Origin of the sequence: Mycobacterium sp. SMC-8 (assembly GCF_025263565.1) — a bacterium.
Classification (GTDB): Bacteria; Actinomycetota; Actinomycetes; order Mycobacteriales; family Mycobacteriaceae; genus Mycobacterium.
Window position 1 is genome coordinate 573857 of the sequence record NZ_CP079865.1, and the last position, 16260, is coordinate 590116.

Annotated in this window: 17 protein-coding genes; 4 read left to right on the forward strand and 13 right to left on the reverse strand. The window is 68.1% G+C overall.

Going from position 1 to position 16260, the window contains the following annotated elements:
- Positions 1 to 10: 10 nt before the first annotated feature.
- Genes purL through KXD97_RS02915 form a run of 3 tightly spaced genes read right to left on the reverse strand, consistent with a single transcriptional unit; the run spans position 11 to position 3982 of the window.
- Entirely contained in the window at positions 11 to 2311 is a 2301-nt protein-coding gene (purL, locus tag KXD97_RS02905; RefSeq protein ID WP_260757817.1) for a phosphoribosylformylglycinamidine synthase subunit PurL, read from the reverse strand.
- A 52-nt stretch (positions 2312 to 2363) separates the two neighbouring features.
- Positions 2364 to 2705 (reverse strand): VOC family protein, encoded by a 342-nt coding sequence (locus KXD97_RS02910; protein WP_260755378.1) that lies wholly within the window; start codon positions 2703 to 2705, stop codon positions 2364 to 2366.
- A 14-nt stretch (positions 2706 to 2719) separates the two neighbouring features.
- Complete coding sequence (locus KXD97_RS02915; protein WP_260755379.1) at positions 2720 to 3982, reverse strand: M18 family aminopeptidase; 1263 nt, start codon at positions 3980 to 3982, stop codon at positions 2720 to 2722.
- Positions 3983 to 4032: 50 nt separating this feature from the next.
- On the opposite strand from KXD97_RS02915, the gene KXD97_RS02920 reads away from it, so the two are divergent.
- Both KXD97_RS02920 and KXD97_RS02925 read left to right on the forward strand, forming a co-directional pair.
- Positions 4033 to 5058 carry a Dyp-type peroxidase gene (locus KXD97_RS02920; protein ID WP_260755380.1) on the forward strand — a complete coding sequence of 342 codons (1026 nt, stop codon included), beginning with the start codon at positions 4033 to 4035 and terminating at the stop codon, positions 5056 to 5058.
- Positions 5055 to 5855 carry a family 1 encapsulin nanocompartment shell protein gene (locus tag KXD97_RS02925; protein WP_260755381.1) on the forward strand — a complete coding sequence of 267 codons (801 nt, stop codon included), beginning with the start codon at positions 5055 to 5057 and terminating at the stop codon, positions 5853 to 5855. Before KXD97_RS02920 ends, KXD97_RS02925 begins: the two co-directional genes overlap by 4 nt.
- 126 nt (positions 5856 to 5981) lie before the next feature.
- On the opposite strand, the gene purQ is transcribed toward KXD97_RS02925, so the two are convergent.
- Genes purQ through KXD97_RS02940 form a run of 3 tightly spaced genes read right to left on the reverse strand, consistent with a single transcriptional unit; the run spans position 5982 to position 7602 of the window.
- Positions 5982 to 6656 carry a phosphoribosylformylglycinamidine synthase subunit PurQ gene (gene purQ / locus KXD97_RS02930; protein ID WP_260755382.1) on the reverse strand — a complete coding sequence of 225 codons (675 nt, stop codon included), beginning with the start codon at positions 6654 to 6656 and terminating at the stop codon, positions 5982 to 5984.
- Complete coding sequence (purS, locus tag KXD97_RS02935; protein WP_260755383.1) at positions 6653 to 6895, reverse strand: phosphoribosylformylglycinamidine synthase subunit PurS; 243 nt, start codon at positions 6893 to 6895, stop codon at positions 6653 to 6655. The genes purQ and purS overlap by 4 nt, the downstream gene beginning before the upstream one ends.
- Before the next feature lie 35 nt (positions 6896 to 6930).
- The gene (locus tag KXD97_RS02940; protein WP_396885331.1) at positions 6931 to 7602 is read right to left on the reverse strand and encodes an ATPase; all 672 of its coding nucleotides are present in this window, start codon (positions 7600 to 7602) and stop codon (positions 6931 to 6933) included.
- Between the two features lie 38 nt (positions 7603 to 7640).
- Here KXD97_RS02940 and KXD97_RS02945 point away from each other — a divergent pair, with 38 nt between their 5' ends.
- Entirely contained in the window at positions 7641 to 8294 is a 654-nt protein-coding gene (locus KXD97_RS02945; protein ID WP_260755385.1) for an MBL fold metallo-hydrolase, read from the forward strand.
- 81 nt (positions 8295 to 8375) lie between these two features.
- Here KXD97_RS02945 and KXD97_RS02950 read toward each other — a convergent pair whose 3' ends face one another.
- From KXD97_RS02950 to KXD97_RS02975, 6 genes are all read right to left on the reverse strand, one after another.
- A complete protein-coding gene (locus KXD97_RS02950; RefSeq protein WP_260755386.1) occupies positions 8376 to 10019 on the reverse strand; it encodes an FAD-binding dehydrogenase in 1644 nt (547 codons plus the stop codon).
- 27 nt (positions 10020 to 10046) lie between these two features.
- Complete coding sequence (locus KXD97_RS02955; RefSeq protein WP_260755387.1) at positions 10047 to 10751, reverse strand: DUF2334 domain-containing protein; 705 nt, start codon at positions 10749 to 10751, stop codon at positions 10047 to 10049.
- Between the two features lie 67 nt (positions 10752 to 10818).
- Complete coding sequence (locus KXD97_RS02960; RefSeq protein ID WP_260755388.1) at positions 10819 to 11316, reverse strand: glutathione peroxidase; 498 nt, start codon at positions 11314 to 11316, stop codon at positions 10819 to 10821.
- 10 nt (positions 11317 to 11326) lie between these two features.
- Positions 11327 to 11908: a TetR/AcrR family transcriptional regulator gene (locus KXD97_RS02965; RefSeq protein WP_260755389.1), complete on the reverse strand. Its 582-nt coding sequence runs from the start codon at positions 11906 to 11908 to the stop codon at positions 11327 to 11329.
- A complete protein-coding gene (locus KXD97_RS02970; RefSeq protein ID WP_260755390.1) occupies positions 11905 to 14022 on the reverse strand; it encodes a S9 family peptidase in 2118 nt (705 codons plus the stop codon). The genes KXD97_RS02965 and KXD97_RS02970 overlap by 4 nt, the downstream gene beginning before the upstream one ends.
- Complete coding sequence (locus KXD97_RS02975) at positions 14019 to 14924, reverse strand: phosphoribosylaminoimidazolesuccinocarboxamide synthase (RefSeq protein WP_260755391.1); 906 nt, start codon at positions 14922 to 14924, stop codon at positions 14019 to 14021. The genes KXD97_RS02970 and KXD97_RS02975 overlap by 4 nt, the downstream gene beginning before the upstream one ends.
- Positions 14925 to 14978: 54 nt before the next feature.
- On the opposite strand from KXD97_RS02975, the gene KXD97_RS02980 reads away from it, so the two are divergent.
- On the forward strand, positions 14979 to 15611 hold the full coding sequence (locus tag KXD97_RS02980) for a hypothetical protein (RefSeq protein ID WP_260755392.1): 633 nt from the start codon (positions 14979 to 14981) through the stop codon (positions 15609 to 15611).
- Positions 15612 to 15677: 66 nt separating this feature from the next.
- Here the strand turns inward: KXD97_RS02980 and KXD97_RS02985 are convergent, their stop codons facing one another.
- A complete protein-coding gene (locus KXD97_RS02985) occupies positions 15678 to 16250 on the reverse strand; it encodes a DUF1707 domain-containing protein (protein ID WP_260755393.1) in 573 nt (190 codons plus the stop codon).
- Positions 16251 to 16260 lie beyond the last annotated feature (10 nt).

Sequence of the window (16260 nt, forward strand, 5' to 3'; positions counted from 1 at the left end):
TCTGGGCCCGTCACCCGAACAGCCCGGGCAGCACGCCCTCCGACGTGCGCCGCAACTCGCCGAGCGTCACCGTGAACTGGCCCTGCACCTCGACGGCCGGTTCGCTGCCCTCGGGACCCTGATCGACCACGCCGACGCGGGTGGCGGGCAGCCCGCGGGCCTCGCACATGGCCGTGAACCGGCTCTCCTCGGTGCGGGGCACGGCGACCAGCGCCCGGCCCGCCGATTCGGAGAACAAGAAGACGAACGGCGCCGTACCTTCTAGCCAGCCTTCGGGAAGCACGATGCGGCAACCGGTTTCGCCGGCCAGCGCCGCTTCGACCACAGCTTGGATCAAGCCGCCTTCGGACAGGTCGTGCGCCGCGGAGATCAGACCGTCGCGCGAGCCCGCGGTGAGCACCTCGGCGAGCAGACGTTCACGGTCCAGATCCACCTTCGGCGGCACCCCGCCCAGGTGGCCCGCGGTCACCTCGGCCCAGATCGATCCGTCGAATTCGTCGTGGGTGTCGCCGAGCAGGATCAGCGTCTCCCCCGGTTCGTTGCCGAACCCGGTGGGGATGCGGCGCTTGACGTCGTCGATGACACCGAGCACACCGACGACCGGGGTGGGCAGGATCGCGGTGCTGCCGGTCTGGTTGTAGAAGCTGACGTTGCCGCCGGTCACCGGAATACCAAGGACGGCAGCGCCGTCGGCGAGTCCACGGACAGCCTGGGAGAACTGCCACATCACGCCGGGATCTTCGGGGGAACCGAAGTTCAAGCAGTTGGTCACCGCGACCGGGGTGGCGCCGGTGACTGCGACGTTGCGGTAGGCCTCGGCGAGTGCGAGCTGCGCGCCGGCGTAGGGGTCGAGCGCGGTGTAGCGACCGGACGCGTCGGTGGAGATCGCGATGCCCCGGCCGGTCTGTTCGTCGACGCGCAGCACGCCGCCGTCGGCGTGTTCGGCGAGCACGGTGTTGCCGCGCACGTAGCGGTCGTACTGCTCGGTGATGAACGCGCGACTGCACAGGTGCGGGCTTCCCACCAGCTGCAGCAGCGTGTCCCGCAGTTCGTCTCCGGTCACCGGCCGTTTCAGCGACGCCGAGGTGTCGGCGACGAGCGCGTCCTGGCTCTCGGGCCGCTGCACCGGGCGCTCATAGACCGGGCCCTCGTGGGCGACGGTGCGCGGGGGCACGTCGACGACGGTCTGGCCGTGCCAGGTGATCTCCAGCCGTCCGCTGTCGGTGACCTCACCGATCACGGTGGCGAGCACGTCCCACTTGCGGCACACCGCCATGAACGCGTCGACGTTCTCGGGCGTGACCACCGCGCACATGCGCTCCTGCGACTCGCTGGACAGGATCTCCGCCGGGGTCATGTTCGCCGCGCGCAGCGGCACCCGGTCCAGCTCGACCTTCATGCCGCCATCGCCTGCGGACGCGAGTTCGGAAGTGGCGCAGGACAATCCGGCACCGCCGAGGTCCTGGATGCCGACCACCAGGTCGTCGGCGTAGAGCTCCAGGCAGCACTCGATGAGCACCTTCTCGGTGAACGGATCACCGACCTGCACACTCGGCAGCTTCTTCCTGCCGGCACTGCCCGACTCGTCGCCCCCGAAGGTCTCCGACGCCAGCACCGACACGCCGCCGATGCCGTCGAGGCCGGTGCGGGCGCCGAAGAGGATGATCTTGTTGCCGGCGCCGGACGCGAACGCCAGTTTGAGGTCCTCCTTGCGGAGCACGCCGACGCACAGCGCGTTGACCAGTGGGTTGCCGGCGTAGCTGGCGTCGAAGATCGTCTCGCCGCCGATGTTCGGCAGCCCCAGCGAGTTTCCGTAGCCGCCGACACCACGCACCACGCCGTCCAGGACGCGACGGGTGTCGGGAGCGTCAGCCGCGCCGAAGCGCAGCTGGTCCATGACCGCGACCGGGCGGGCGCCCATCGCCATGATGTCGCGCACGATGCCGCCGACGCCGGTCGCCGCGCCCTGATACGGCTCGATGTAGGACGGGTGGTTGTGCGACTCCACCTTGAAGGTGGCCGCCCAGCCGTCACCGATGTCGACGACGCCGGCATTCTCTCCGATGCCGGCCAGCATGGTCTCGCGCATCTTCTCCGTGGTGGTCTCCCCGAAGTAGCGCAGGTGCACCTTGGAGGACTTGTACGAGCAGTGCTCGCTCCACATCACCGAGTACATCGCCAGCTCGGCATCGGTGGGACGGCGACCGAGAATCTGACGGATCCGCTCGTACTCGTCGTCCTTGAGCCCGAGTTCCCGGAAGGGCTGGGGCTGGTCGGGAGTGGCGGCGGCCCGCTCGACGGTATCTACCACTTGGGTCAACCCAGACGTCACCGCGCCAGTCTAGCCAGCACCGTCATGCGACTCAGGCCACACAGAACGCGTTGCCCTCCGGGTCGGCCAACACCACCCACTCGAAATCAGGTCCGAAGTTGTTCCGCCCGGTCTCGGTGGCGCCGAGTGCGACGAGCCGGGCCACCTCGGCTTCACGGTCCTGGGCGTGAAAATCCAGGTGCACCTTGTTCTTGCCCGGCGTCGGGTCCGGCACCCGCTGAAAGCCCAGGTTGGCCTCACCGTCACGGACCACCATCACGAATTCGCCTGGAGCGACGGCGTTCACCTTGCCTCCGGCGGCCCTGGACCACCAGTCGGCGAGGGTGTCGGGATCCGTGCAGTCGAACGTCACCATCTCAGTTTTCAGTGGCATGGCTCGACGGTAGTTCAGCCCGGTGACAGAAACGCCTGAAGTGCCGCGGAATAGTCGGCGACATCATCAGCGCCCATCACCTCGCGCGCCGAATGCATCGCCAGCTGCGCCGCGCCGACGTCGACGGTCGGGATCCCGGTGTTGGCCGCGGTCATCGGCCCGATGGTGGATCCACAGGGCAGGTCGGCGCGGTGTTCGTATCGCTGCAGGTTCACCCCGGCCTGCGCGCAGGCCAGCGCGAAGGCCGCGGCGGTCCGGCCATCGGTGGCGTAACGCAGGTTGGGCTGCACCTTCAGCACCGGGCCCGCGTTCACCTCGATCAGGTGCCCGGGCTCGTGGCGGTCCGGGTAGTTGGGGTGGGTGGCGTGGGCCATGTCACCCGACGCCACCATCGAGGTGGGCAACCGCCGCAGGAACTCCTCGCGGCCCCCACCTGCGGCCAGTGTGATGCGCTCCAGCACGGTCAGCAGCAGCTCCGACTGGGCGCCGTGGTCGGACTGTGAACCGACCTCCTCGTGGTCGAAGAGCACCAGCACGGGCACGACGCCGGCGTCGCGGCCGGCTCCCAGGAACGCCTCCAGCCCGGCGTAGCAGGTGGCTTGGTTGTCCAGGCGCGGCGCGCTGACGAGGTCGGCCGCGGCCCCGGTCAGCCGGGACGGGGTGAGGTCGTGGGTCATCAGGTCGAAGCCCAGCACGTCGTCACCGGCGACGCCTGTGTGGTCGGCGACGTAGTCGAGGAACGATCGCGCACCGGTTCCCGTCCCCCATACGGCGTTGACGTGCCGCTGCGGATTGAGCTCGACGCCCTTACGGTCCTCGGACAGGTGGATGGCCAGCTGCGGCACCCGAAGAATGGGCTCATCGATCCGGACCAGGGTGTGCCGGACCGCGTTGCCGTCGCGGACCGACAACCGCCCGCTGATGCCGAGGTCGCGGTCGAGCCAGGAGTTCAGCCAGGCGCCGCCGTAGGGCTGCAGCGCGACCACCTGCCAGCCCGAGACGTACCGATCGGGGTGCTGTTTGACCCGCAGGTTGGGGCTGTCGGTGTGGGCGCCGACGATTCGAAACGGCAGGGCGGTGTCGTCTTCGGGAGACCGCCACGCGATCAGTGATCCGGCGCGCACCGTGAAGTGGTCACCGGCGCCGGGCCACGGGTCGCTTTCTGCGAGCTCGGTGAAGCCGGCAGCGAGCAACCGGTCCGCAGCCGTGCGGCAGGCATGGAACGGCGACGGTGCCGCGTCGATGAACTCACAGAGACCCTGGGGACTGGCTGGCATCTTTCCATCTTCGTCGACCACGCCAGCCGATCTTGATTTAGGGTGGAACCGTGCCCCCTCCCCTGCCGCAGCCGGTGCTGGCGCCGCTGACGCCGGCGGCGATCTTTCTGGTGGCCACCATCGACGAGGGCGGCGAGGAGGCGGTGCACGACGCGCTGGGCGACATCGCCGGGCTGGTGCGCGCGATCGGATTCCGCGACCCGGCCAAGCGGCTGTCGGTGGTGACGTCGATCGGATCGGACGCCTGGGACCGGTTGTTCAGTGGCCCCCGGCCTGCCGAGCTGCATCCGTTCATCGCGCTCGACGGCGGCGTGCACCGCGCCCCGTCCACACCGGGCGATCTGCTGTTCCACATCCGCGCCGAGACGATGGACGTCTGCTTCGAGCTGGCGACCAAACTGGTCCCGGCGATGGGTGCGATCTCCGTCGTCGACGAGACCCACGGGTTCCGCTTCTTCGACAACCGGGACCTGCTCGGGTTCGTCGACGGCACCGAGAACCCCGACGGACCGCTGGCCGACAGCGCCACCCAGATCGGAGACGAGGACCCTGACTTCGCGGGCGGCTGCTACGTCCACGTGCAGAAGTACCTGCACCTGATGGACGCGTGGAACGCGCTGCCGACCGAGGAGCAGGAGCGGGTGATCGGCCGAACCAAACTCGACGACATCGAACTCGATGACGCGGTCAAACCGGCCAATTCCCATGTGGCGCTGAATGTGATCGAGGACGAAGAAGGCAACGAACTCAAGATCGTGCGGCACAACATGCCGTTCGGAGAGGTCGGAACCGGCGAGTTCGGCACGTACTTCATCGGTTACTCGCGCACCGCCGCGGTCACCGAACGGATGCTGCGCAACATGTTTCTCGGCGACCCGCCGGGCAACACCGACCGGGTGCTGGATTTCTCGCGGGCCGTCACGGGCTCGATGTTCTTCACGCCGATCACCGATTTCCTCAACAACGCTCCGCCACTCCCTGATTCGGCTACGGACTCCGCGCAGCCCTCCAGTGTGCCGCCGGCCGGCTACGCGGGATCACTCGCGATCGGCAGCCTGAAAGGACAAACGCAATGAACAACCTCTACCGGGACCTGGCTCCGATCACCGACGCGGCGTGGGCGCAGATCGAGGAGGAGGCCACGCGCACCTTCAAGCGGAACATCGCGGGCCGTCGCGTGGTCGACGTCAGTGAGCCGGGCGGACCGGTGACAGCCGCGGTGAGCACCGGCCACCTGCTCGACGTCGCACCGCCGGGCGACGGTGTGATCGCCCACCTGCGCGACGCCCGACCGCTGGTACGGCTCCGAGTCCCGTTCACCATCAGGCGGATCGACATCGACGACGTCGAGCGGGGCTCACAGGACTCCGACTGGGATCCGGTCAAGGAGGCCGCCAAAAAGCTGGCGTTCGCCGAGGACCGGGCGATCTTCGAGGGTTACGAGGCTGCGCACATCAACGGCATCCGCAGGTCGAGTTCGTGCCCGAATCTGGTGCTGCCGGACGACCCGCGCGACATTCCCGATGTCATCAGCCAGGCACTGTCGGAACTGCGGTTGGCCGGCGTGGATGGACCGTACAGCGTGCTGCTGTCGGCCGACGTCTATACCAAGGTGAGCGAGACGACCGCGCACGGATATCCGGTGCGTGAGCATCTGAACCGGCTCGTCGACGGCGACATCATCTGGGCTCCCGCCATCGACGGCGCGATCGTGTTGTCCACTCGCGGCGGCGATTTCGATCTGCAGCTGGGCACCGACGTGTGCATCGGCTACCTGTCGCATGATGCCGAAACGGTACAGCTGTACCTGCAGGAAACCTTCACGTTCCTGTGCTACACCGCCGAGGCCTCGGTCGCGCTGAGCGCCGGCTAACCCTGTCCCCCCTCCCTCCCTCCTCTCGCGACCGTGCGTGTCTGCGGGCGAAACGCCTGTAATTCAGGCTATTTCACGCACGCTCGCGCGGGTGAGTCAACGCACTGCGTCTCCCATGGCAAGGGGTCAGGACACCAAAACTGCGTCCAGTGCCGAGTAGAAAATCCCCAGACCGTCGTCGGACGGGCCGGTCAACGCCTCGGTGGCGTGCTCGGGATGCGGCATCAGGCCGACGACGCGTCCGTTGGCCGAGCTGATGCCGGCGATCCCGCGCATCGAGCCGTTGAGGTTCTCGCGGTAGCGGAACACCACCCGGCCCTCGCCCTCCAGTTCGTCGAGCACGTTCTCACCGGCGACGTAGCGTCCCTCACCGGACTTCAGCGGCACGAGAAGGTCGGCGCCCAGTTCATAGCGGCTGGTCCACGCGGTGGTGTTGGACGCCACCTCCAGCCAGGTGTCACGGCAGATGAAGTGCAGTCCGGCGTTGCGGGTCAGCGCTCCCGGCAACAGACCGGCTTCGCACAGCACCTGGAAGCCGTTACAGATCCCGAGCACGGGCATGCCACGACCGGCGGCCGCGATGACCTCACCCATGACCGGCGCGAACTTGGCGATGGCGCCGGCTCGCAGATAGTCGCCGTAGGAGAAGCCGCCGGGGACGACGACAGCGTCGACGCCCTTGAGGTCGGCGTCGGCGTGCCACAGGCTGACCGGCTCGCCACCCGCCAGCCGGACCGCCCTGGCGGCGTCGATGTCATCGAGCGTGCCGGGGAATGTGATGACCCCCACTTTGGCGGTCATGCCTGGTCTTCCCGGCTCACGGTCCAGTCTTCGATCACGGTGTTGGCGAGCAGCGATTCGGCGATCTCAGCCAGCTTGGCGTCATCGATCTCGCCATCGACCTCCAGCTCGAATCGCTTGCCCTGCCGCACATCTGAGATCCCGTCGAACCCGAGCCGGCCCAGCGCGCCGACGATTGCCTGGCCCTGCGGATCCAGGATCTCGGTCTTCGGCATGACGTTCACCACCACTTTTGCCACGGCGACACTCTACCTGCGGCGACACCGGCCCCGCTTCACCGGCACGAGCCCACGTAGGCGGCGCAGAGTGGAACCGCCATCGCGTCGAGCACCTGCGTGTCCGATGCCACGCCTCGCCACTCGACCGCGGTGGGCAGCGTCGTCCACAGCGTCAGCTCGACCAGGGAGCTGTTGGCCGGGTCGACGAGGAAATAGGTGTGCATCACGCGACGGCCGACGTCGCTGATCACGCCGACCAAGTCCATGGCGTCGCTGGTGGTCAGCGATGGTGACACCTGGGGTGCGGTCAGGTGGCACGACGCCAACGCCATGCGGGCCCACTCCAGTGTCTGCAGGGCCGTCCGGCCACCGGTGACGACGTCGCCGCGCCAGTGCAACACCTGCGCGTGCAAGTTCCACTGCCCCGCTGGGTTGGTCACACGGGCCCGCGCGGCCACGGCGTAGTCGCGGGGATCGGACTCACGCACCGGGCTGGCACACCACGACTCGAACTCGAACCGAGGGGCAGCCACCGTCACCGCTAGACCTGCCAGCCCAGGCCAGCGGTACATCGGGTACAGCGGCACCGAGCTCGACTCGATCCACGCCGCATCGGGGATCGCATCGCAGATCGGCGGGCACACCCCCGGCACCGCCCGTCCCTGTCCCGGTGTCAGGACCATTCCGGACACCGCGACCGCCAGTGCCAATACCACGCGTGCGTACACCACCACCCCAACCTGCCCCTGAGCGCCACAATATAGGGATGCAGCTCACACACTTCGGCCATTCATGCCTTCTCGCCAGCTTCGAGACCGACTCGGGCGAACAAACCACGGTGCTCTTCGATCCGGGGAACTTCTCGCACGGCTTCGAGGGCATCACCGGACTCGACGCGATCCTGATCACCCACCAGCACCCTGACCACGCCGACACCGAACGGTTGCCCGCGCTGATCGAGGCCAACCCGCAGGCCGCGCTGTACGCCGACCCGCAGACGGCCGCCCAGCTCGGCGGGTCCTGGCAGGCGGTCAACGCCGGCGACGAGCTGTCGATCGGTCATCTGACGGTGCGTGGCGCCGGCGGCCGACACGCGGTGATCCACCCGGAAATCCCGGTCATCGACAACATCTCGTATCTCGTCGGTGACGGTGACCATCCCGCGAAGTTGATGCATCCCGGAGACGCGCTGTTCGTCCCCGGTGAGCCGGTGGATGTGCTGGCGACCCCGGCGGCGGCCCCGTGGCTGAAGATCTCCGAGGCCGTCGACTATCTGCGCGCGGTCGCACCGGCCCGCGCCGTGCCGATCCACCAGGCGATCATCGACCCCATCGGCCGCCCGATCTTCTACGGCCGGCTCTCCGAGATGACCGACACCGACTTCCAGGTGCTCGATCAGGAGAACGCCACAGACTTCTAGTACTGCGAGCAGACACAAACTCGCACGATTCGCGGGCGTGTCGCGCGACTTTCCGTCTGCTCGCGAACGGGAGGCGCGAGCCTATCCGACCGACAGCGCGGCGTGGCGGCCCGCGGCACGACCGGAGAACACGCACCCGCCGAGGAAGGTGCCCTCCAGCGAGCGGTAGCCGTGCACGCCACCACCGCCGAACCCGGCTGCCTCCCCCGCGGCATACAGTCCGGGCAGCACCGAGCCGTCACCTCGCAACGCGCGCGCTTCCAAGTCGGTGTGCAACCCGCCCAACGACTTTCGCGTCAGGATGTGCAGCTTGACCGCGATCATCGGGCCCGCCTTCGGGTCGGTCAGCCGGTGCGGAGCCACGACCCGACTGATCCGGTCGGGCAGGTAGGCGCGGGCGGCGCGGATCGCGGTGATCTGTCCGTCCTTGGTGAACCGGTTGCTCACCTCCCGATCGCGGGCGGTGACCTCGGCCTCGACCACGTCGAAGTCCAGCGGTATGACGTCGGAAACCGCGTTCATCCTGGTCACCAGTTCCCGTAACGAGGTCGCGGTGACGAAGTCGACGCCCTTGTCGACGAACGCATGCACCGGTGCGGGGCCCTTGCGCCCGCGTTCGAGCACCTCGCGGATACTGCGGTTGGTCAGATCGGGATTCTGCTCCTGGCCCGATAAGCCGAACTCCTTGGCGATGATGCGGGAGTTCAACACGAACCACGTGTAGTCCTGACCGGTCTGCGCGATGTACTCCAGCGTGCCCAGTGTGTCGAATCCCGGATAGAGCGGCACCGGAAGCCGTTTGCCATTGGCATCGAGCCACAGCGACGACGGCCCTGGCAGTATCCGGATGCCGTGCCGCGGCCAGATCGGGTCGTAGTTGGTGATGCCTTCCGTGTAGTGCCACATCCGGTCGCTGTTGATGACGCTGGCGCCGGCGGTCGCCGAGATCTCCAGCATGCGCCCGTCGACGTGCGCGGGCACCCCGCTGAGCAGCTGCTCGGGCACCCGCCCCATCCGCTTGGGCCAGTACTTGCGAACCAGTTCGTGGTTGCCGCCGATCCCGCCACTGGCCACGATCACCGCGTGGGCCCGGAATTCGAAGTCACCGACCACGTTTCGCGAGGATTCTGCGCCGCGCACCGCCGACGAGGGCTCCAGCACGGCTCCGCGCACCCCCACCACCGCTCCGGATTCGACGATCAACTCGTCCACCCGGTGCCGGTGGGCGAACCGCAGCCCGGGGGCGCCGACCAGGCGGCGCGCGAAGATGTCGACGAGCGCGGGTCCGGTGCCCCAGGTGATGTGGAACCGCGGGACCGAGTTGCCGTGACCGTTGGCGCCGTAACCGCCGCGCTCGGCCCAACCGACCAGTGCGAAGGTCTGCAGGCCGCGGTCACGCAGCCAGCTGCGTTTCTCACCGGCGGCGAAGTCGACGTAGGCGTGGGCCCATTGCCGGGGCCAGTGGTCTTCGGGCCGGTCGAACCCGGCCGAGCCGAGCCAGTCCTGCAGGGCGAGCTCGTGGCTGTCCCGGATCCCCATCCGCCGCTGCTCGGGGCTGTCGACGAAGAACAGCCCACCAAAGGACCAATACGCCTGGCCGCCGATGTTGGCCGCATTCTCCTGATCGACGATCAGCACGCTCCGCCCGCGCTCGACCAGTTCGCAGGCCGCGACCAAACCGGCCAGCCCGGCGCCCACCACGATGACATCAGCAGCGTCAGCCATGGACGCCAATCTAGCCAGAAAAGCGGGTCAAGCGGCGTCGGTCAGCGCAGGTTGGAGTCCCCACCGGTAAACCACGGGCACACACGAGTGCATCATCGCCAGATCGACGGCGTCGAGCATCGCCTGCTTCGGGCCTGGCCGACGCAGGTGCCGGGCCGCCACCGCCAGTCGCACGATCCCGTCCCGGCGGGCCGTACGCTCGGCGGCCAGCACCAGGGTGCGGCACCACCACGGCTCGGCGAGGAACCCTTCTCCGATGCCGAGCACCCGGGCCCGCGCGGTGCCTCCGCCCACCAGGTCGGTGATACCCGCCAGTCCGGCCAGCAGACGAAACCCGTTGCGGGGCAGCGCAGTCAACGCACCCTGGGAGACATTCCAGCCGGGCGCGGCGAACAGCCTGGTCCGGAGATCCAGATGTTCCATGATGCGGTCGGCGGCCATCAACCGCAGGTTCGCCTCGTGGGCCGGCGACGTCGCGAACTCGCCTCGGCGCTGCTTGGTGGCGGCCTCGTCGAAGCCGTGCAGCACGACGGCGTCACCGTGCGCACGCCGGTCGATGAGCCAGTCCACGGTGGTGGCGTCGCGGTCGAGTCGGTAACCGCCTTTGAGGCGCGGCGCGACGAGGAACGACACCGGTACACCGCGGTCTGCGAGCGAATCGCGGAACTCTGCGACGTCGCCCAGCGTGCGTTCGCTGATCCCCGAGATCGACACGATCAGTTGTCCTGCCACACGGGCAGTGTCGCAATGTCAGGTGTCTCGCAGGTGGACGACACTGCGCAGGCAGGTGTCGTCTCGGCTATCGGGGCAAGACATCCTCGATCGCCGAGATCACCTCGGGAGCGTCGGGCGCGGTGCGCGGGCGGAAGCGTCTGACCACTGCGCCGCCGGGCGCGAGCAGGAACTTCTCGAAGTTCCACTGCACGTCTCCGGCCTCACCGGCGTCGTCGGCGGCCTGGGTCAGCATCGCATACAGCGGATGCCGTCCGGATCCGTTGACCTCTGTCTTCTCCAGCAGCGGAAACGTCACACCGTAGGTGGAGGAGCAGAACGTCTGGATCTCCTCGGCGGTGCCCGGTTCCTGACCCATGAACTGGTTACACGGAACACCGATCACGGTCAGTCCACGGTCTGCGTAGTCCTTCGCGAGCTGTTCGAGCGCGGTGTATTGCGGCGTCAGTCCACATTTGGAGGCGACGTTGACCACCAGCGCGGCGCCGACGGCCAATTCGCCGAGAGTGGTGGACCGGCCGTCCAGTGTGGTGAGCGGGATGTCGGTGATCGCAGCGTCAGTCATGGCGCCGACGCTACTCGTCGGCGGTCTGTGAGGGCCGGTTCGGGGTGAACAGCATCCGCGCCACGCGCTCGGCCGTGGCGACCGGGTCGGCGTCGGTGTCGATGGCCCGATTGAGCCACAGCATCGCGAAACCGTGCACCAGCGACCACGCCGCGAGCGCCGCGGCCTGCGGATCCTCGGTGGCGCGCGGGTCGTCGAGCGTTCCTACCCCCGACGCCAATTCGGCGCCGGCGGCGGCCTGGGCCGCGATCAGCTCCGTGTTGTCCGGGTCGATCAGCGAGCGGTCGAACATCACGGCGAAGTGACCCGGGTTCTCCACGGCGAAACGCACGTAGGCCAGTGCGGCGTCCAGGAATTCAGGTCGTGCACCGGCCAGTGCGGCCGCCAGCATCCGCCAGCCCTGCGCGGCGAGCGCAGTGAACAGGCCGCGCCGGTCGGTGAAGTGATGCGCCGGCGCGGCATGGGAAACCCCTGCGGTGCGGGCCAATTCGCGCAGCGACACGCCGTCGGCACCGCGTTCGGCGACGAGGACGGCGGCTTGGGCGAGGATGACGGCCTTCAGGTCGCCGTGGTGGTAGGAGCCCCGGGTCATCTCTCGCCGGCGACGTCCAGCATCCACGCATACTGGAACGCGGTCTCCTTCCACCGCTCGTAGCGTCCGCTGATGCCGCCGTGCCCGGCGTTCATCTCGGTCTTGAGTAACACCCGGGGCGCGTCGCGGGCCGGGTCGGTCTGCGCATGACGCAGCGCGGCAACCCATTTCGCCGGCTCCACGTAGTAAACCCGGGTGTCGTTGAGTGACGTCATCGCCAGTATCGCGGGGTAATTCCTGGACTCGACGTTCTCGTACGGCGAGTAGGACTTCATGTAGTGATACACCTCGGGGTCCTCCAGCGGATTGCCCCACTCGTCCCATTCCGTCACCGTCAACGGCAGCGACGGGTCCAGGATGGTGGTCAGCGGGTCCACGAACGGGACCGCGGCCAGGATTCCGGCGAACATCTCCGGCGCCATGTTGGCAACCGCGCCCATCAGCAGACCGCCCGCGCTGCCTCCGTAGGCCACCAGGTTCTCCGGCCTGGTGACGTCGGTGCCGACGAGATGGCTTGCCACCGTGATGAAGTCGGTGAAGGTGTTGCACTTTTCCAGCAGCTTCCCGTGCTCGTACCACGGCCGCCCCAACTCGCCGCCGCCGCGGACATGGGCGACCGCGAAGATCATGCCGCGGTCGAGCAGCGACAGCCGCGCGATCGAGAACCGCGGATCCTCGCAGGACTCGTAGGCGCCGTATCCGTACAGCAGCACCGGCGCCGGGTATCTCAGGCCGGCCCGGTGGATGATCGAGATCGGCACTCGCGCACCGTCGTGCGCCACCGCCCAGTCGCGGCGCTCGACGTAGTCCTCTGGGCGATAGTCGCCCAGCACAGGCTGCTCACGCAGCAGCGTGCGTTCGCCGGTGCCCAGGTCGAGGTCGTAGATCCGCACGGGGGTCACGAAGGAGGTCGCGCCGATCCGCAGTTTGGGCGCGCTCCAGTTCGGGTTGGCCGACAGCCCCACCGACATCAGTTCGGAGTCGAACCTGATGTCTTGCGCCTCACCGTATCCGGTGTCGGTGAGGGGCCACAGCTCGATCCGGGGCAGCGCGTCCTTGCGATAGCTGACCACGAGGTGGCCGGCGAACGCGTCGACCGCGTCCAACCGGACGTCACGGCGGTGCCCGATCAACGTGCGGACGTCGGTAGGGTCGGCCACGGGCGCCTCGACGAGGGTGAAATTCTCGGCGCCGTCGTTGTGCAGGATCAGGAAGCGGTCCTCACCGCCGATGACGGCGTGGTCGAGGGAGTACTCGACGGATTCCCGGCGCGGCCACACGACGGTGAACTCGGCCTGCGGGTCGGCGGCGTCGGCGTAACGCAGCTCCGAGGTGATCGCGCTTCCTGCGGCGATGATCACATACTTGTCGCTGCGCGTGCGCCCCACCGCGACCCAGAACCGTTCGTCCGGTTCGTGGTAGACGCGTTCATCGGACTGCCCGGCACCCAGCCGGTGCCGCCACACGGTGTCCGGCCGCCACGCGTCGTCGACGGTCACGTAGTAGACGGTGTTGTTGTCGGCTGCCCAGGTGGCGCCGGCCCCGACACCGGCGATCTCGTCGTCATAGCGCTGCCCGGTGCGTAAGTCCTTGAACCGCAGCGTGTATCGCTCGTCGCCCTTGACGTCGACCGAGTACGCCAGGATGTTTCCGTCCACGCTGACGGTCACGGCGCCCAGCGAGAAGAAATCGTGACCCTCGGCCTCGACGTTCTCGTCGAGCAGCACCTGTTCGCCGGGGATCTCGGTGTTCTCGTCGAACACCGGAGGCGTCCAGTCGTCGGGGTCGGTGACGGGACAACGGCATTGCACCCCGTACTGCTTGCCCTGGAAGCTGCGGCCGTAGTACCACCAGTCGCCGCGACGCGTCGGCACCGACAGATCGGTCTCTTTCGTTCGGGCTTTGATCTCGTCGAAGATCGTCTGCCGCAGCGGCGCCAGATCCTCGGTGACATGCTCGGTGTAGGCGTTCTCGGCTTCCAGGTAGTCGATCACATCCTGATTGGACTTGTCGCGCAGCCATTCGTACGGGTCGAGGAACACGTCGCCGTGGTGTTCGCGGCGGGTGTAGACCCGCTTGGCGATGGGCGGGCCGACCGTGGGTTCGAGCTTCACGCGGCAGCCCCCATCCATCGGTCGAAACGGAGGCCCGAGATGCGCTCGTAGGCCTCGATATAGCGCGCTCGGGTGGCGTCGACGATGTCGGGCGGCAGCGGCGGCGGGGCCTGCTCACCGTGCCGGTCCCACCCGGATTCGGGACCTGTCAGCCAGTTACGGACGAACTGCTTGTCGAAGCTGTCCTGCACCTGTCCCTCGGTGTAGCCGTCGGCGCGCCAGTAGCGTGACGAGTCCGGTGTGAACACCTCGTCGGCGAGCTTGAGCTCACCCTGGGCGTCCACGCCGAACTCGAACTTGGTGTCGGCGACGATGATGCCCTTGGTCAACGCATGCGCGGCGCCCTGGCTGTAGGTCCGCAGCGTGCGTTCACGCAGTTGCTCGGCACGCTCGGCGCCGACCAGCTCGACGACGTCGTCGAAGCTGATGTTCACGTCATGCTCGCCGAGTTCGGCCTTCGTGGCCGGCGTGAACAGCGGTTCGTCGAACCTGCTGGCCTCCACCAGCCCCGACGGCAGCGCGATACCGCAGACGGTGCCGGTCTGCTGGTAGTCGATCAGTCCGGACCCCGTCAGGTAGCCGCGGGCCACGGCTTCCACCGGCAGCATCTCCAGTTGCTCGACCACCAGCGCCCGGCCCAGCACCTCTCCGGGGATGCGTTCGTCGTCGGGCGGACCGGCCAGATGGTTGGGCACCTCGGCCGTGCGGCTGAGGTAGTCGAAGAAGAACACGCTCATCGCGGTCAGCACGCGCCCCTTGTCCGGGATCTCGGAGGTGAGGATGTGGTCGTAGGCCGAGATCCGGTCGGTCGCGACGAACAGCAGGTGCCCGTCGTCGATGCGGTACAGCTCACGGACCTTGCCGCTGGCCAGGTGTTGGTAGTCGGACAGAGCGGGACGCATCGGCCCAGCCTATCGGGCCGCCGGAGCCGCTCTGTGTGTGCTGTGATCGAGCACATGAGCTCTCGGTGGATCCCCTACGCCACGACCCCCGGCCGATTGTTGTGGCAACTGGTCAGCGACGTCGTCGTCCTCGCCTGGACCGCGATCTGGGTTTGGGTGGGCGCCGCGGTCCATTCGGCGGTGTCGACACTCGCCGAGTTCGGCTATCAGGTGGAGAGCGGCGCCAACGGCGTGGCCGGCAATTTGGACAATGCCGGCAACAGCGCCGACGACGTGCCGCTGATCGGCGGCGCGCTGGCCGGGCCGTTGCGAGGCGCCGGGGACGCCGCGCGCGAGATCGCCGGTGCGGGGCAGTCGCTGGGAGTGACGGCCGGCTGGCTGGCGTGGCTGCTGGCGTTCGCGGTCGCCGCGCCGCCGATCCTGGCGTTGATGATGCCGTGGTTGTTTCTGCGGCTGCGTTTCTTCCGCCGCAAATGGACCGCCGTCACGCTGTCGTCCACCTGGGCCGGGGAGCAGCTGCTGGCGTTGCGGGCGCTGGCCAACCGCCCGCTGCCCAAGCTCGCCGCGATCAGCACCGACCCGGTGGGCGCATGGCGTGAGCAGGACCGGGTCGCGATCCGCGGGCTGGCCGCACTCGAACTGCGCGCCTCCGGTATCCGCGCGGCCAATCTGAAGCGCGCCGAGTAACCGCCGAAATCGCATTCCACGCGGTCCGCGCCGCCGATCCGCGACGTGGAATGCGATTTCGGCGGTTTACCTCAGCAGGCGTTTGAGCGAGGTTCCGAACGGGTGTCGCGCGGTCAGCGACCCGAACCGCACCCGGCCGGCGACGACGACGTGCAAGCGGCCCGACGGCGGGCTGGTCGTCACCTTCACCGACGTGGACGACGCGACGTTGGCGACCCGGTTCAGGTCGGCGGTGGCGCCGTCGGGCAGGATCAGCTCGGTGGAGCTGAAGTAGTCGTCGATGTCGATGTGCACGACCGGGCTCTGCAGCACTGCCGACGTGAAATCCAAAGTGGTCGAACACATCCGGGTGACCAGCTGCAGGCGCGCGGGTGCGGTCCACGGACCCTTGCGTGAGATGCCCGACATCCAGCTCCGCAGCACCTCCGGCGGGGCGGGCGCCGGCTGACGGCGGACGTGGGGCAGATCGGCGATCACGGTGTCGAGTTCGCGGCGGGTCCGGGCCGCCAGCACGACGTCCACCCGCTGGGTGTACTCGTCGAGGGTCAGCATGCCCTGCCCCACGGCGTGCTCGAGAATCTGTGTCACTGCTGCTCGATCGGCATCCGAAGCCCTGATGTCCGGTTGTCGAGGGTCCATGTGGTTCGAG

Coding starts and splice junctions, on each gene's coding strand:
- KXD97_RS02960 (WP_260755388.1), bottom strand. CDS start 11,316: ATGACTGACGCTGCGATCACCGACATCCCGCTCACCACACTGGACGGC.
- KXD97_RS02950 (WP_260755386.1), bottom strand. CDS start 10,019: ATGGCTGACGCTGCTGATGTCATCGTGGTGGGCGCCGGGCTGGCCGGT.
- KXD97_RS02975 (WP_260755391.1), bottom strand. CDS start 14,924: ATGCGTCCCGCTCTGTCCGACTACCAACACCTGGCCAGCGGCAAGGTC.
- KXD97_RS02965 (WP_260755389.1), bottom strand. CDS start 11,908: ATGACCCGGGGCTCCTACCACCACGGCGACCTGAAGGCCGTCATCCTC.
- KXD97_RS02945 (WP_260755385.1), top strand. CDS start 7,641: ATGCAGCTCACACACTTCGGCCATTCATGCCTTCTCGCCAGCTTCGAG.
- KXD97_RS02915 (WP_260755379.1), bottom strand. CDS start 3,982: ATGCCAGCCAGTCCCCAGGGTCTCTGTGAGTTCATCGACGCGGCACCG.
- KXD97_RS02925 (WP_260755381.1), top strand. CDS start 5,055: ATGAACAACCTCTACCGGGACCTGGCTCCGATCACCGACGCGGCGTGG.
- KXD97_RS02910 (WP_260755378.1), bottom strand. CDS start 2,705: ATGCCACTGAAAACTGAGATGGTGACGTTCGACTGCACGGATCCCGAC.
- purQ (WP_260755382.1), bottom strand. CDS start 6,656: ATGACCGCCAAAGTGGGGGTCATCACATTCCCCGGCACGCTCGATGAC.
- KXD97_RS02980 (WP_260755392.1), top strand. CDS start 14,979: ATGAGCTCTCGGTGGATCCCCTACGCCACGACCCCCGGCCGATTGTTG.
- KXD97_RS02985 (WP_260755393.1), bottom strand. CDS start 16,250: ATGGACCCTCGACAACCGGACATCAGGGCTTCGGATGCCGATCGAGCA.